This is a genomic window from Gemmatimonadales bacterium (assembly GCA_019637315.1).
Taxonomy (GTDB): domain Bacteria; phylum Gemmatimonadota; class Gemmatimonadetes; order Gemmatimonadales; family GWC2-71-9; genus SHZU01.
The window spans coordinates 1-15,683 of the sequence record JAHBVU010000024.1 but is presented as its reverse complement, the minus strand read 5'-3'; the positions used below and the strand labels follow the sequence as shown (position 1 = coordinate 15,683).

General features: G+C 65.9%; 12 protein-coding genes. 9 read left to right on the top strand and 3 right to left on the bottom strand.

Going from position 1 to position 15,683, the window contains the following annotated elements; translation table 11 throughout:
- Positions 1-56 precede the first annotated feature (56 nt).
- Positions 57-938, top strand: a complete 882-nt coding sequence (locus KF785_16070) for an alpha/beta hydrolase (GenBank protein ID MBX3148281.1) — start codon at positions 57-59, stop codon at positions 936-938.
- 34 nt (positions 939-972) lie between these two features.
- On the opposite strand, the gene KF785_16065 is transcribed toward KF785_16070, so the two are convergent.
- Positions 973-2,970: a DUF2961 domain-containing protein gene (locus KF785_16065; GenBank protein MBX3148280.1), complete on the bottom strand. Its 1,998-nt coding sequence runs from the start codon at positions 2,968-2,970 to the stop codon at positions 973-975.
- A gap of 125 nt (positions 2,971-3,095) precedes the next feature.
- Between KF785_16065 and KF785_16060 the strand changes: the two genes are divergently transcribed.
- From KF785_16060 to KF785_16030, 7 genes are all read left to right on the top strand, one after another.
- Positions 3,096-4,256 (top strand): DUF2961 domain-containing protein, encoded by a 1,161-nt coding sequence (locus KF785_16060; protein ID MBX3148279.1) that lies wholly within the window; start codon positions 3,096-3,098, stop codon positions 4,254-4,256.
- 7 nt (positions 4,257-4,263) lie between these two features.
- On the top strand, positions 4,264-5,913 hold the full coding sequence (locus KF785_16055; GenBank protein ID MBX3148278.1) for a hypothetical protein: 1,650 nt from the start codon (positions 4,264-4,266) through the stop codon (positions 5,911-5,913).
- A complete protein-coding gene (locus KF785_16050) occupies positions 5,910-8,483 on the top strand; it encodes an ATP-binding cassette domain-containing protein (protein MBX3148277.1) in 2,574 nt (857 codons plus the stop codon). The genes KF785_16055 and KF785_16050 overlap by 4 nt, the downstream gene beginning before the upstream one ends.
- Entirely contained in the window at positions 8,404-9,375 is a 972-nt protein-coding gene (locus tag KF785_16045; GenBank protein MBX3148276.1) for a substrate-binding domain-containing protein, read from the top strand. Before KF785_16050 ends, KF785_16045 begins: the two co-directional genes overlap by 80 nt.
- Positions 9,372-10,937 carry a ribulokinase gene (locus KF785_16040; protein MBX3148275.1) on the top strand — a complete coding sequence of 522 codons (1,566 nt, stop codon included), beginning with the start codon at positions 9,372-9,374 and terminating at the stop codon, positions 10,935-10,937. Before KF785_16045 ends, KF785_16040 begins: the two co-directional genes overlap by 4 nt.
- Before the next feature lie 259 nt (positions 10,938-11,196).
- Positions 11,197-11,961 carry an alpha/beta hydrolase gene (locus KF785_16035; GenBank protein ID MBX3148274.1) on the top strand — a complete coding sequence of 255 codons (765 nt, stop codon included), beginning with the start codon at positions 11,197-11,199 and terminating at the stop codon, positions 11,959-11,961.
- 56 nt (positions 11,962-12,017) lie between these two features.
- Positions 12,018-12,641, top strand: a complete 624-nt coding sequence (locus tag KF785_16030) for a hypothetical protein (protein MBX3148273.1) — start codon at positions 12,018-12,020, stop codon at positions 12,639-12,641.
- A 4-nt stretch (positions 12,642-12,645) separates the two neighbouring features.
- Here KF785_16030 and KF785_16025 read toward each other — a convergent pair whose 3' ends face one another.
- Complete coding sequence (locus tag KF785_16025; protein MBX3148272.1) at positions 12,646-13,944, bottom strand: flavin-dependent oxidoreductase; 1,299 nt, start codon at positions 13,942-13,944, stop codon at positions 12,646-12,648.
- A gap of 164 nt (positions 13,945-14,108) precedes the next feature.
- On the opposite strand from KF785_16025, the gene KF785_16020 reads away from it, so the two are divergent.
- Positions 14,109-15,416, top strand: a complete 1,308-nt coding sequence (locus KF785_16020; protein MBX3148271.1) for an amidohydrolase family protein — start codon at positions 14,109-14,111, stop codon at positions 15,414-15,416.
- A 45-nt stretch (positions 15,417-15,461) separates the two neighbouring features.
- On the opposite strand, the gene KF785_16015 is transcribed toward KF785_16020, so the two are convergent.
- A partial coding sequence (locus KF785_16015; GenBank protein MBX3148270.1) for an amidohydrolase family protein occupies positions 15,462-15,683 on the bottom strand: 222 nt, incomplete at its 5' end.

Below are 15,683 nucleotides of genomic sequence, written 5' to 3'. Positions count from 1 at the left end.
GCCCGCCGCTCCTGCGGATCCGGATTCGGCGCTGGAAACTTACGTTGAGGGTACTAATGCCGACGTGCCACCGGTCCGATAGGATCCGTCGAGTCTCGGTCGCATCCCTCGCCCTGTTCATTTTTTCTCTCTCATACGCTGACCTGATTCCGATCGGGTCTGCTCAGGTTGCCTCCCCGCGTCCCGACTGGCAGATACCGCGTGACAGCTTCGTCACGGTGCGCGGCCACCGGGTGCAGTATGTCGAACGCGGCTCGGGCCCGACCTTGCTCCTGCTCCACGGCTTCAGCGGCTCGGCGGCCTTCGAGTGGGGCCGAGTCATTGCCGACCTTGCCCAGACCCACCGCGTTGTCGCTCCGCAGTTGCCTGGATTTGCGCCGTCGGACGTGCCTGAGATGCGCTATGACGAGAACGCCTTCGTGGAGCATCTTGCCGAGCTGATACACGCCCTCCGTCTGGATCGCGTGGTGCTCATCGGCGAGTCGTTCGGCGGCTGGGTCGCAGCCAACTACGCGATTCGGGCGGCGGAAGTCGGTTCGGCGGTGCCCTCGGTCGATGGCCTGGTGCTGGTGGGCGCAGCAATCGGGCTGCGCCATCTGGACCCGGGAGCCCGAGGTTTTGCCGACACGGTCGCGCTGGCAGAGGCCCGCGCTTTCGCGGCAACACAACCGCGCCGAGACCATGAGGCAACTCGACAGCGAATCATTCAGGACAGCGGCTTCCTCCGAGGCTTGCCGTCCGACGAGCAGCTCGCCCGGATCAAGGTGCCTACTCTGCTGATCTGGGGCGAGCAGGACGATCTCGTTCCGCTTGCCATCGGACAGCACCTGGCGCGGACAATTCCGGGAGCGCAGCTGGCAACCATTCCCGACGCCGGCCACATCCCGGCAGTCGAGCGCCCGGCGGAGTTCATGGCCCTGGTGCGAGGTTTCCGATAGGGTTCCCGAGGCTCGGCGTCGGCGTGTCGTGACGCTACTCGGCCGGCCCGATCCGCTCGAGCACGATCCGGATCACGTCGAGTGCTGCACGCTGCGATCCGGGAATCGAGGGCCTGATCCGGAGGTGAATGGCCGCCTCGCCGGCCTCCAGGACCAGCTCGCCAAGCGGGGTGGGCTCGCCCGCTTTCCTGGTGTCCGATCGAGTATCGAGCGGACGACCGATCGGCTGATCATCGAGCAGCAGCTGGACCGTACCCTGGGCGGGGCCGAGCACAGGGGTCAACGAGACACGATACCGGCCGGCGGTCGGAATCGGGGCCGAGAAGCTCAGGACGTGGCGCCCCAACTCGGGTATGCTGTCTCCCACGAAGGACAGGTGCCGACCCACACCAGGCTCCGGGCCCTTGCTGAGCGTCGCAAACCGCGACGAGAAGAAAATGATCGGCGACGACCACCCCACGTTGAGCACGATCCGATCCGGACGCACCGGCCGTCGGGTCGCCTCGGTAAACTCCGTCGATCTCCAGTCAGGGGGCGCCTCGGCATAGAAGTATGTGACGGAGGCGTGGTCCGTCGGGATCAGGTTGTCGGTGTCCTCGCCGTGCTCGATCGTGAAATCGATGCTGCGCAGCCAGGGATAGGCGTCAGCAAGCAGGAACCGGTACCCGCCCGTCCTCGTCAGCGGATTCGAGTAGCCGAGCGAGCCGGACAACGGCAGCGACCGGCGCCCGTCCCAGCGCCCCGGCACATCGTACCAGCCCCCGTTGAAGGCATCCTCGGATCCGGTTCCGGCAATCAGTGTGTCCCCGTCGACCACGACGCGGTCGTCGCCCTCGAAGAACAGGGTGCCGTCGGTTCCGAGCCCCTGAGCCTGCAGTACGAATCCCACGACGTGTCCGGACCCGCCGGTCCGCAGAAAGGTGAATGGTTGCCCGAGGGTCGTCGGGTTCTCGCGGCGCCATACGGCGTAGAACCGCCCTTCGCCGGCACGACGCGGCAGGTTGGCCTCGAAGATCTCTGCATGCACGTCGACGGCAGGCCCATCCGCAGCTTGCAGCAGCTCGACCCTGGCCGATCGGTCGTACGGCATCGGAAACCAGAGATAGGCTGTGTCTCGAATGGCGCCGCCCAGCAGCCCTGCCATAGCGGGCCGACCCCACGCGCCGCCGAAGAGGTCCAGCACCGGCGCATCGACGGCGGGGTCGGGCGACCCATCCCAGAAGATTCGCAGCCGAGTTGAGCGACCCTCGTCCATCAGGGTCGAGGCAGGCCCGATGCGCAAACCCACCAGACGACCTCCGCGCCGAGTCTCGAACAGCACCTTGCGCTGTCCCGGGTCGAGCCTCCCTGACGCAACCTGGCGCGACACCGAACTGCCCGGCGGCGCCGTAAAGCCCGAGAGGTTCTGACCAACCGACCCGAGCAAGCGTGCTGCCGCCGCTACGTCGGGAAGTCGGCCCGGCGAATAGCTGCTGACGCCGACCGTATCGGCCAGCTTGGCATAGTTGATCTGGTAGAACTGCACCCGAGGTCCCTGCACCACCACTTTCAGCGAGCGGGCGTACGACAGCGGCACGTAGCTGAAATACCCACCCGCGCCGAAGCCGACCAGCGGTGGCCGGAACGGCTCTGGTCCGTCGAGAAACAGCTGGCGCATCGGGAGACGCAGTCGCGGTGTGCTCTCACCGTCGAAGTAGAACTCGATCGGATCATCGGTCGGCGTGGGAGTCCAGATACGGGTCACGACTCCCGGCCCCACGAGATCCGCGATCACGAGGCCGCTGCCTTCTTTCCGAAGAAACGAGTGCGCACCGCTGAACCCGTCGTCGTTCTTCCCGGACGGATCCCGGCTGGTGACGGCGCCATATCCGACAATCGGGCGCGTAAATGCCAACTCGTCGAGGCGGGCATAGGCCCGCAGGCCGACTCCGGGGAGATCGGCCATCTGCGTCTGAGCAGCGAGCGGCATCGTAACAACGGCAACCGCCAAGAAGGACAGGATCCGAGTCATGACAGGAATGGTCGAGGTCACGTCGATTCGCCCACCAGGCGCCGCGGCGCACAGCGGACGTTCTTGTATACAGAATTGTATATCCTCATATTACCTCTTGTCCTGCCTCCCGCAAATCGCATCCGAACATTGACCCCGGAGAGCTCATGCGTCTCGTCGCATTCGCCGTGGCAGTTGCCCTGGTCGTACCGGTCAGGATCGAGACTCAAGAGATCCGACGCGAGTTGGACAACCTGCCCTTCCTTCGTTCCTACACCTCTCAGCGGGTTTCCAGTGCGGACACATCGGGGGCCAACGACGATGGCAACGGGCGCGAGCGCCTGATGCCCGGCGAGGTGCGAACCATCGCGCGCATGACGGGGCCAGGAATCATTACCCACATGTGGTTCACGATCAACAGCACCGATCGCTGGCACCTCAAGAATCTGGTGCTGCGAATCTACTGGGACGGCCAGACCAACCCGAGCGTCGAGGCGCCGATCGGCGACTTCTTCGGCCTGGGCCTGGGCAAGTACCTGGTTTACGAATCGGGTCCGCTGTCGGTCGGTTCGCAGAAGGCGCTCAATAGCTACTTCCCGATGCCCTTCCAGAAGGGGGCGGTCATCACGGTCGCCAATGAGGGGGATCTGCCGACCTTGTCTCTCTACTACAACATCGACTGGGAAAAGCACAGCTCCCTGCCGGCGTCGATGGGGTACTTCCATGCCCAGTATCGTCAGGCAACGCCCTTTCCGGGATGGACCACAGACTGGACCCGCAATGGCGACACCCTGGTGAACCGGCGCCCCAACAAGGACGGCGCCGGCAACTATCTGATCATGGAGGCGGAGGGCCGCGGGCATTTTGTGGGCGTGACCCACAGCATCTTGCAGAACCAGGGCGACTGGTGGGGGGAGGGCGACGACATGTTCTACATCGACGGCGCAACTACACCGCAGATCAACGGCACTGGCGCGGAGGACTATTACCTGGGCGCCTGGTGTTACGGTGGCTGCGGAATCGACGCGTTTGGCAGCAAGCGGCCGACCTTCGCGTTCCAGCGCTATGGCAACCCGGTCAACGGTGGAGACGACCGTGGCGCAGGCTGGACCGTCTACCGCTTTCACACCGACTCTCCGGTTGCCTTCCAGAAATCCCTTCGCTTCTCGATCGAGTCGGGTCACGCCAATCACCGTTCGGACAACAACTACACGGTGGCGTTCTGGTATCAGACCCTGCCACACAAGCCGTTTCCGCCGCTGCCGCCGGCCGCAACCCGGATCCCGAAGCAGATGAACACTGGCGGACCGACGATGGGTCGCCCCTGAGGCTCGCATGACACGTTCCGATATCGTACTCGTTGCCAGTGGCGACTCGCGTCTCGCTGCCAATCAGGTTTGCTGGCCCGCGCAGCTGGCGCTCGAAGCCACCGTCACAGAGGCCCTGGCGTCGATGGGCGGCCGAGTAGTCCGGGGCCATCCGGTCGACCCTGCGAAAGGGCATGGCTTCATCGACGGTCAGGCCAGGGGAATCGAGGTCTTCCGCAGCATCGATCGCGATGCGCCCCTCATCGTGGCGGTCGCGGTCTGGCAGTACACCAGCCATGTGCTGGCAGGACTGACCCGCCATCGCGGCCCGATCCTGACGCTGGCCAACTGGAGCGGACAGTGGCCCGGCCTGGTTGGTCTGCTCAATCTGAATGGCTCCCTCACCAAGGCCGGTATTCCCTACGCCACGATTTGGAGCGAAGACTTCACCGATGAGTTTGCCCGCGCCGCGCTCCGGAGCTGGCTTGAGACCGGCACGATCCGGCACGAGGTGTCTCATGCACGCCCGTTCCAGGATGCTATGCTTGGTGCGGATCTCTCGGCCGACATCGCGGCAGGACGCGCGGCCGGCGCCGCCTTGCGAGATCGGCAGGCGATCCTGGGTGTGTTCGACGAGGGCTGTATGGGGATGTACAACGCCATCGTGCCGGACCACCTGCTGCACGCAATGGGCCTGTTCAAGGAGCGCCTGAGCCAAAGCGCACTCTACGCCGAGATGCAGCGAGTGCCCGAGGCCAACGCGGAGCGCCATTATCAGTGGCTCCTCGATCGCGGGATGCAGTTTTCACTCGGCCAGGACGAGGCCACCACCCTGACCAAAGCCCAGGTGCTCGAGGGGCTCCAGATGTACGAGGCTGCTGTCAGGATGGCAGATGCGTTCGGGTGTGCGGCCATCGGCATTCAGTATCAGCAGGGACTCAAGGACACCTGTGTGGCCTCCGACCTGACCGAGGGGCTGCTCAACAACCCGGATCGGCCACCGGTCGCGGGCCTCGACGGGACGCCGCTCTTTGCGGGGCGCGCCGTGCCGCACTTCAACGAAGTGGACGAGTGCGCCGGCATCGATGCGCTGCTGACGGACATCACCTGGACCGAGTTGGGCCTCGATCCATCGAACACTCTGCATGACGTTCGCTGGGGGGCTCCGGTTCAGGACCGTGGCGTCGACAGCTTCGTCTGGGTATTCGAGATTTCCGGCGCGGCCCCAGCGTCGCATTTCATTGACGGGTACGCTGGAGCCCGGGGCGAGCGGCAACCACCAATGTACTTCCCGCGCGGGGGCTCGACCCTCAAAGGGGTCAGTCGACCCGGCGAGATCGTCTGGAGCCGAATCTACGTTCAAGACGACCGGCTGCGCATGGACATCGGTCGCGGTGGCGTCGTGCGTCTTTCGGACGGGGAGACCGAGCGCCGGTGGCAGGCCACAACGCCACAATGGCCGATCATGCACGCGGTCCTGTATGGCGTCTCGCGAAATCAGCTGATGGCCAAACACCAGGCGAATCACATCCAGGTCGTCTACGCCCCTGATGCGACCCTCGCTCGACGTGGACTTGCCCGGAAAGCCGCTATGGCACGAGAGTTGGGGATCGAGGTGACCCTCTGTGGCGCAATCGACGACGAGCTCGACCGCTATCAGCCGGCCGGAGAGCGGTGACCGTCGACGGCGTGCCCCTCATCGATGCGCGCGGCATCGGCATCGGTTTCCCCGGTGTCCGGGCCGTATCATGCGTCGACTTCGACGTGCGACCTGGCGAGATCCACGCGTTGGTCGGCGAGAACGGCGCGGGGAAATCGACACTCGGTCGCCTGCTGTGTGGCGAACTCCAGGGCGACGAGGGAGAGTTGCGCATTGCGGGCGTCTCGCGTCGGCTGGGATCCCCGCGCGATGGGATCGCGGCAGGCGTAGCAATGATTCCCCAGGAACTGCAACTGGTCACCTCGCTGACCGTCGGCGAGAACATCCTGCTCGGCCACGAACCGCGCACGGCACTCGGCACCATCGACCGTTCGGCCATGGCAACCACCGCGAGAACCCACCTCGACGCGGTCGGCGGAACCCACATCTCACCCGCGGTCCTGCTGGGCTCGCTGTCGCCCGGCGACCGGCAGCTCGTCGCGATCGCGCGAGCCCTGTCCCTGAATGCCCGCTGCCTGATCATGGACGAGCCCACCGCCGCGCTCGGCGCGGACGAAGAAGCCCGACTGGAGCGGCTGATCCGCACCCTCGCGGCGAGCGGCACCAGCATCGTCTACGTGTCGCACAAGCTCGAGCACGTTCTCTCACTCGCTGACCGCATTACCGTGCTCCGCGACGGACAGCGGATCGCAACCCAACCTGCGGCGGACCTTTCGCCCGACAGTCTGATTCGCCTGATGGTGGGTCGCGACGTCCCGCCCAGCGAGCTCGCTCCCGTCCCCGATGGTGCGCGCGAGGTCCTGACCATCGAGCGCCTGTCGGTGACCGACCCCGAACGCCCCGGCTCGGATCGCTTGCGTGAGATCTCGCTAACGGTCCGCGCCGGCGAGATCGTCGGGCTGGCTGGTCTCGTTGGTGCGGGGCGAAGCGACCTGCTGCTGTCCCTGGTCGGCGCGCACCCTGGCCGGGTCAGCGGCACCATCGCAATCGACGGCACCCGCTACTCCCCGCAAACCCCGGCCCAGGCGCGGGACGCCGGGCTCGTGATGCTGCCCGAAGAGCGCAAGGCCGATGCGATCTTTCCCCAGCTCGGCGTCGACCGGAACATCACGATCTCGGCGCTCGACCGCCTCAGCCGGTTCGGAGTGCTGTCAGGCGAAGGCGAGCGGCAGGCAGCGGCTGGGCTGATTGCCCAGACCGGAGTGCGAGCTGCCCACCCCGAAGTACCGATCGGGACGCTGAGCGGCGGCAATCAGCAGAAAGCACTCCTGGCCCGCTGCCTGTTTGCGTCGCCCACGGTACTGCTGCTCGACGAGCCGACCCGGGGGGTCGATCTGGCGGCGCGGGCCGACATCTACCAGGAGCTACATCGCCTGGCCGCCGGTGGGTTCGGCGTTCTGCTGGTATCATCCGACCTGGCGGAGATTCTCTCGCAGTGCCATCGCATCCTCGTCATCCGCAACGGACGGATCACGGCCGAGTTCGATCGGTCGAACGCTACCGAGGAAGGGATTCTCGCGGCGGCTGCTGGTACGACCGACCCTGCTACTTCCGATACACGCGGAGTCGCCATGCCCGACCCTCGATCCGACGGACCGTTGCCCCCGCCGGACCCGCCCTCGTCCGTTCGGCGCGCAGCGAGCTGGCTCGCGCGCTACCGCAGTGCCTTGGGCCTCGTCGCCGTACTGATCCTCGCCATCATCTTCTCGCCGGTGCGCGGCGGCCGGCTGATCTTTCTCGACATCGGCAATCTGACGGATATCCTCCGCCAGGTGTCTGAAAAGGGCATCCTGGCGGTCGGCATGACCGCGGTCGTCATCACCCGTGGCATCGATCTTTCCGTCGGCTCGGTTCTGGCCTTCGGCGCCACGCTCTCGGCCATGCTGCTGATGAACGGCTACAGCCTGGGCACTACCACCGTACTGGTGCTCGGCGCGGGTGCGCTATGGGGGCTCCTCAACGGGATCGTGGTAGCGCGGTGGCGCTTACCAGCGTTCATCGCCACGCTTGCGACCATGAGCGCCGCTCGCGGGGCAGCCCGCTGGCTGAGCGGAGGCACCGCCATTCCGCTGGGTTTCGGTGAGGGGAGAGCCCCCGAGTCGGTTCGCGCGCTCGCGGCGCCGATCATCCCCTATGTCCCTGCGCCCGCCGTGCTGTTCGTTGCCACCGTGCTCGCGGTCGGCTTCTTCCTGGCCCGCACGCGCGCCGGGCGCTATGTCTATGCCATCGGCGACAACGAGTCGGCAGCGCGGCTCTCGGGGGTGCGGGTCGGGTTCCACACCGCCTGGGTCTACGTGCTGTCAGGAACGCTCGCGGCACTGGCCGGGCTGATTCATGCCGCGCAGCTCGAACAGGGCAACCCGAACGATGGGGTAGCCTACGAGCTCGACGCCATCGCCGCCGTGGTCATCGGGGGAACGTCCCTGAGCGGCGGCGTGGGAACCGTAGGCGGTACGCTGGTAGGCATTCTCATCATCGGCATCATCAACAACATCATGGGTCTCAACAATGTCGACGCCAACCTTCAGCTCATCCTCAAAGGCGCCATCATTCTCCTGGCGGTCTGGCTCCAGCGGCGGCGCGCGTAGCTGGCTCGTCCTCACCGCGCTCGTACTGGCGGCGGGATGCGGCCGCGGGTCCGGCGGCGCCACCGTCATCGGATTCTCCCAAGCAAACCTGGGCGAACCGTGGCGCGTTGCGATGAATGCGGAGATTGCTGCAGCGGCCGCGGCTCACCCCAACCTGCAGGTCGTCTATGCGGATGCTCAGCAGGACAACGCCCGCCAGGTTGCTGACGTTGAAAGCTTCATCCGGCAGCGGATCGACCTGCTGATCATCTCTCCCAATGAAGCCAAGCCGCTGACGCCCGTAGTACGCCGCGCATTCGAGGCAGGGATTCCCGTCATCGTGCTCGATCGCGAAATCGAGGGTGACAGCTACACCACCTTCATCGGCGCCGACAACCGGTCGATCGGGCGCGCTGCGGGGGAGTTCGTTGCCGAAGTACTCGGCGGGCGCGGTAACGTGGTCGAGATCAAAGGTCTGCCAGGTTCCACACCAGCCCGGGATCGCAGCGAAGGATTCCGCGAAGCAATCGCGTCCTTCTCGGGCATTCGCATCATCCACGACCCCGTCGCCAACTGGCTCCGCGAAGAAGCGGTGACGCAGATGGAGGCTGCGCTGTCGGCGCACCAACGGATCGACTTGGTCTACGCGCACAATGATCCGATGGCGGTAGGCGCCTGGCTGGCGGCTCGGGCCAAGGGGCGCGAATCGGCAATTCGATTCGTCGGGATCGACGGCCTTCCCGGTCTGGACGGCGGCGTGCAGGCCGTTACCGACGGCAAGCTCGCCGCGACGTTCGTGTACCCGACAGGTGGTCGGGAAGCGATCGACATCGCAGTGAAGATTCTTGCGGGAGATTCCGTGCCACATCGGATCACGCTCCCGACCGAGCGAATCGTCCGGACAACACCATGATTGTCGCTGGCATCGATTTCGGAACGGAAAGCGTCCGCGTCACGCTGGTCGATCATCACGTGGGCGTTCTGGGCACTGGCGTAGCGCCATACCCGGTCCACCATCGCGCCGACGACCCCGACTTTGCCACGCAGGCGCACGGAGCGCATCTCGAAGCGCTGACGCTTGCCACGCGAGATGCCCTCCGCGCGGCCGGCGTCGATGGGCGCGACGTCGCAGCACTCGCCATCGATACGACCGGTTCCACCGTCGTCATCCTTGGGCGGGGCCTGCAGCCGCTCGACGACTACTATCTCTGGTGCGATCACCGCGCCAAGGTGGAGGCCGCGCGAATCACCGACGTGGCGGCGGCGGAGGGTTTTCCTGGCCTGGCCCGCTGCGGCGGAGTGTATTCCTCCGAGTGGGGGTTCGCGAAGGTGCTGCACTGGCTCCGCCACCACCGCGAGCGAAGGGATGAGGTCGTTGCCGTAGCCGAACATTGCGACCTGATTGCCGCCGTACTGTGCGGCATCACCGACGCGGCAGCCATGCCCCGAAGTGTCTGCGCAATGGGTCATAAGTGGATGTGGCATGCCGATCATGGCGGGCTGCCGCCCGATGCCCTGCTCGAGAAGGTCGACCCGCTGCTGGCGGGGGCGTCTCGCTGGCTGCGCGGCCGCTACGCCACCTCGGATCAGACCGCCGGCCAGCTGTCGACCGAGTGGGCGGAACGGCTTGGACTTCGCGCCGGGATTCCGATTCCGGTTGGCGCGCTCGACGCCCACTGGGACGCGATCGGCGCTGGGATCGCCGAGGGCGATGCGGTCAGTGTGATCGGCAGCTCGACCTGCATCATGGCAGTGACCCGATCAGTCGAAGTCGTCCCGGGCGTATCGGGCGTCGTACCGGGGTCGATTCACCCGGAGTTCACCGGGATCGAAGCCGGGCTGTCTGCCACAGGGCAGCTCTTCGAAGCCATCGCCAGACGGGCTGGCCAGCCCGTCGACGAGCTCGCGCGCGGGCTCGATCGGTATCGGGCTGCGCAGACCGGGCTCCTCCGCCTGGCCTGGGACAACGGCGATCGCACCATCCTCGTCAATCCCTGGCTCGGTGGGGTGACCCTGGGCTGGAACCTCGGCCATACTGCGCAGGATGAGTTGTTCGCGGCCATCGAGTCGACCGCCATGCACACACGCATCATTCTCGAACGCATGATGGAGCACGGCGTGCCCGTCCGCCGACTGATCCATGCCGGCGGAATTCCCCAGCACAATGAGACCCTGAACCAAGTCTATGCCAATGTGATGGGCGCCCCCGTCCTGGTGCCCGAGCGATCGATCACCAGCCTCGGCGCTGCGATCTTCGCACTCGTTGCGGCCGGCGCTTATGACAGTATCGACGCGGCGCAGAGGGCGCTCTGCCCACCGTACCGGATCGTCGCGCCTGACCCTGAGGCGCACCAGCGCTACAACGCACTCTACGCCCTGTTCTCCCAGCTGTACTTCGGCCTGGGCCAGCGGGATGCTGATCCCGTCAGAGTGGGCAACGTGCTGCCCGACCTGATCTCGCTTGCGCGGCAGTGATCTGACGCGAACTCGTCGATCTGGCAGCTCCTGCGAACGGGCGCCGCCGGCGGCGCCATCGCGGCCGGCCTGCTCCGCGCTTTACGATCAAGCCCGACCAGGAAGCGGCCGCGCTTGCTGCATGGCATGCGCGGGGCTGATCCTGCCAGATGATGCACACGATGGGGAATGCACCGTCGAGTTCATCCGCTTTTGACACTGGCAGGGCTCGCCCACAGATTGGGTCGTGCCCAAAGACCGGATGGGGTCGAGTGCCGCCATGGATCCAGTACGACCGACTGGGACGCTCGATGTTCGTGGCGAAACGCTCGAGTATGCCGTCACCGGATCGGGGGCACCAACGGTCGTTCTCGTCAACGGTGCCGGCGGGCCGCTTGCCGGATGGGGCCGGATCTGGGCTGCGTTAGGCAGTCGGACCTCGACGTTTGCCTATAATCGTCCGGGAATCGGCGGAAGCTCCAAGCCGGCAGTGCCCCAGGTGGGCTCCCATCTCGTCTCATCGCTGACGGCCCTGCTGACCGCAACGCAGCAACCCCCGCCCTATCTCATGGTTGGCCATTCGCTCGGCGGCCTGATCGTCAATCTCTTCGCCCGAACCCATCCGGCTCTCGTCGCCGGCGCCGTCTTGCTCGACGCGACGGCACCCGAAGACCCCGAGCGAATGGCGCAACACGAGACCCGACTTCAGCGACTGATCCGAGGGATGCTGAGGAAGGTATCGCCGCCGTCCCCACTGGCCGAGATCGAGCAGGTTATAACGACCGTCGCCGAGGTGCGACAGGCCCCGCCATTTCCCGTTATCCCGTTGGTCGTCGTCACGGGGACCCAGCCGGCAATGCAGTGGGCCACCGCGACCGAGGCGCTCCAGGCACGCGCCGAGCACCAGCGGCAGCTGGTGGGCCTGTCGCCGCTGGGTCGACAAGTAAAGGCGACCCGAAGCGGCCACTTTCCGCAGCTCTCGGAGCCGGACCTCGTGATCGGCGCGATCGGCGATGTCCTCGACCGGGTCCGCGATCGCGGGTAACGGCCGGGTCACGCCCCCCGTCGTATCATAGGGCCGACTTCAACCGGCGCCGCGCGATGATTCGGACAATTCTTGCAGCATCGATTCTGACAATTGCGACCTGGACGGACGGCAGCGCCCAGGAGCGCGGTGGTTGGTCGCCAGCACTAGCGCTTACCGCCGGGTCAAGTCTCGAGCTGGACGACGCGGTCTGGGGCCTCGGGATCAGCGGCGAACTGCTGCGACGGAAGGGACGGCTGACGTATGGCGCCGAGATCGGCTTTCAGTCGCTGGGCACCCATACGACGCGAATCGAGTACTTCGACAATCAGGCTGGTTGGGTGCTGACCGAAGACGTGACGCGCTCGCTGATCCGGGTTGCGCTTCTCGGGCGGTGGGAGCTCGCCGAGGGTGGGCTGCGCCCGTACCTCCTCGCCGGCGTTGGAGCGTACAACACGCGCTTTCGTGATCGCATCGCGGTGCTGGATGCCGACGGCAACCGGGTTCCTTTCTACGATTTCAGCGGATCGGGTCAGGATATCAAGCCTGCTTTATCCGCAGGGGCAGGTCTGATGTTGACGCGGCTGCGCAGTGGGCCGAGCCTGGGGCTCGAAGCCCGCTGGCATGGCCTCGTCACCGTGATGGAGGGAGGGCTCGGCACGGCCGACATCCTGACCTTCGGACTTAGTCTGCGCTGGTAGTGAGTCAGAGGGGAAGGCCATCCGAGCGGACGTGGCGCCTGACTGCCTCCGGACCCCCGCTCGCAACCTGATTGACGTCGTGCAGCGTAAACCCGGCGACCCGCTTGTAACGAGCCGCTATATCCTCGAGTTCCGCTCTGGGTATCACCGCGTCAATGTCGTCAAAACCGTTCGGAGCGCGCTCCTCGGCGATCTGCATGATCTGCTCCGGACCATTGGCGCGGTTGGTCAGGACGATCTGTGCGGTCGCCGGTCGGCGGATGGCATCGTACGCGGCGAGCGCCTCCGCCGAACCAAGCCCACTACTCAATTGCTCCGCAAGACACGCGGCGTCGAGCACGGCCTGTGAGGCGCCATTCGAGCCGATGGGATACATCGGATGCGCCGCGTCCCCAAGCAGGGTCATCCGTCCATGCGTCCAGCGCGGCAGCGGATCACGATCGACCAGCGGGTACTCGTAAATCTGGCTCGCGGCCCCGATCAGCGCCGGTACATCCAGCCAATCGAAGGTCCAGGAAAGAAACTCCGCCAGAAACCGTTCTTTCGGCACCTGGCGATTCCAGTCTTGCGGCGGCGGAGCATCGTCGGGCAGGGCGAGTTCAGCGACCCAGTTCAACAGCGCCGCGCCACGCCGCTCGTGAGCTGCTGAGATCGGGTAACAGACAAACTTCTGGGCTTGATGGCCCGCCATAATCATGGTTCGGCCGTCCAAAAACGGCAGGGATTCTGACACCGCACGCCAGAGAATGCGACCTGAGAAACGCGGCGGCCCCTCATCAGGCACCAGAATCCGCCGGGCGGCGGAGTGAATGCCATCCGCAGCTACCAGGCAGTCGCCGCGCACCTCGCGCACCGAACCGCCCCGCTCGCGGAACCATACCGTGATGCCGTCCGGCTCGTTACGCCAACCCTCCAGGGCCAACCCGAGCTGAACCGAGCCGGGGCGGAGCCGCGCCCGTGCCGTCTCCAGCAGCAGTCCCTGCAACTGGCCCCGGTGGATGGACAACTGCGGGTAGCTGTATCCGGCCGCTCGCCCGCGCGGTTCGGCCCAGATCAGTTGGCCATGCCTGTTGTAGTAACGCAGCTCAGCGGTCGGAATGCCCAGCCCTTCCAAACCCTCCGTCAGGCCGAGGCTCGCAAGGACGCGGACCGCATGGGGAAGCAGGTTGATCCCAACACCCAACGGCCGTACTTCCGGCACCGATTCATACACCTGGACCGGAATGCCGTGCTGCTCCAGCAGCAGAGCCAGGCAGAGGCCGCCCGGGCCTGCACCGGCAATCACCACGGTGGTATCATTCAACTGGGCTCGCTCCTGCTCGTGGGCCTCTTGGCAGAGATCCCAGTATACGCCGATGGCTTACTCGTGTCCACGCGAAACCCGCGCCCCGACGCATCAGCCGCGCCGACTGTCACACCGACACTGCTGGATTAGACCTGATCGTACCCCTCACCACCGAGACCTGAATGAAGCCGTTGGCTGTTGTAGTCGCGTTTTCGCTCCTGGCATCATTGCCAGTCCTTGCGCAGACGCCGCCGGACACCGGGACCACGGTCGTCCGCGCCGGACGCCTCTTCGACAGCGAAACCGGCAGCTTCCTTTCCGGCCGCGAAATCCTGATCAAGAACGGGCGCATCGCTGCAGTTGCCGAGCGGGTCGAGCGGCCGGCGGGCGCGCGGGTCATCGACCTGTCGCACTACACGGTGCTACCAGGCCTGATCGACGCGCACACCCATCTCCTCTATCTCGAGGGAACGGGCGCCAGTCTGACCATGGAAGGAATCAAGGCAGTCGTGACCGAAGGGCTGCCCCTCCGAGCGCTGCATGGTGCGGCACGCGGCCGGAGCTTCCTGCATGCCGGGTTCACGACGGTACGGGATCTGGGCAACAGCGGCCGCTTTGGCGACGTGGCGCTTCGGACCGCGATCGAGGATGGCAGCGTCGATGGCCCCCGCCTGATTCCTTCAGGGCCCGGCCTCAGCCCGCTCGGTGGGCAGTTTCCCGGCCTCAAGCCCGGGTTCGAGCACCTCGCCAACGAGGACTACCGCGTCATCCGTAATCCTGCCGATGCCGCCGATGCGGTTCGAGAGAACGTCACCTTCGGCGCCCGTGTCATCAAGATCTTCTCCAACGCGACGCCGAACCCGGGCATCCTGACCCTCGACGAAATGCGGGCCATCGTGACCTCGGCCAGTCTCCATGGTGTCAGAGTGGCCGCGCACGCGACCAGTGACGCGGCCGTCTATCGCGCCGCGTTGGCGGGGGTCCACTCGATCGAACACGGCTACCAGATTGCCGACTCGACGCTGGCACTGATGGCCAAGCAGGGCGTGACGCTGACGCCGACCGACATCGACAGCGTCTCGATCGTCCGATACTTCGAGCTGCAGAACCCAGGAGGTCCGGCCCCCGACCCCGGGATGGTGCGCAACTACCTCGAAGGAGGTCGTGACCGGCTGCGGAGGGCCCTCAAGGCCGGCGTGACCATAACCGCCGGATCGGACAACTATCTCGACTTCAAGCAATCCCAAGGGGTATCCGCACGGCGCGTCCTGTTTGCCTACCGGGAAGCCGGTATGACGCCGAGCCAGATACTGCAGGCGGCGACCCTCAACAATGGACGGCTGCTGGGCATGGACGGACGGCTTGGTGTGCTCAAGCCCGGCGCGTGGGCAGACATCATTGCGGTCGAGGGCGACCCCGAGCGGGACTTTACCGCCATCGAACGCGTCCGCTTCGTGATGAAGGCTGGCACCGTCTACCTCGGTCGCTAGGCAGCGTCACGGCCCCGCTTCCGCACCTGACCAATCGTCCGTACCTCAGGGCCGAGTCTTCGCTCGGCCCGCCAGCAGGTCGCTGGGGATCCAGCGGGTACCACCCCGCATGACCCAGACGATCGAGCGCGTACTGGCGATGTCTACCTCCGGATTCGCATCGAGCAGCAGGAGGTCGGCCTGCTTGCCGACTTCGACCGTCCCCGTCTGATCGAGAATCCCCAACGCCTCGGCACCGTTTCGGGTCGCCATGCGCAGCACCTCACG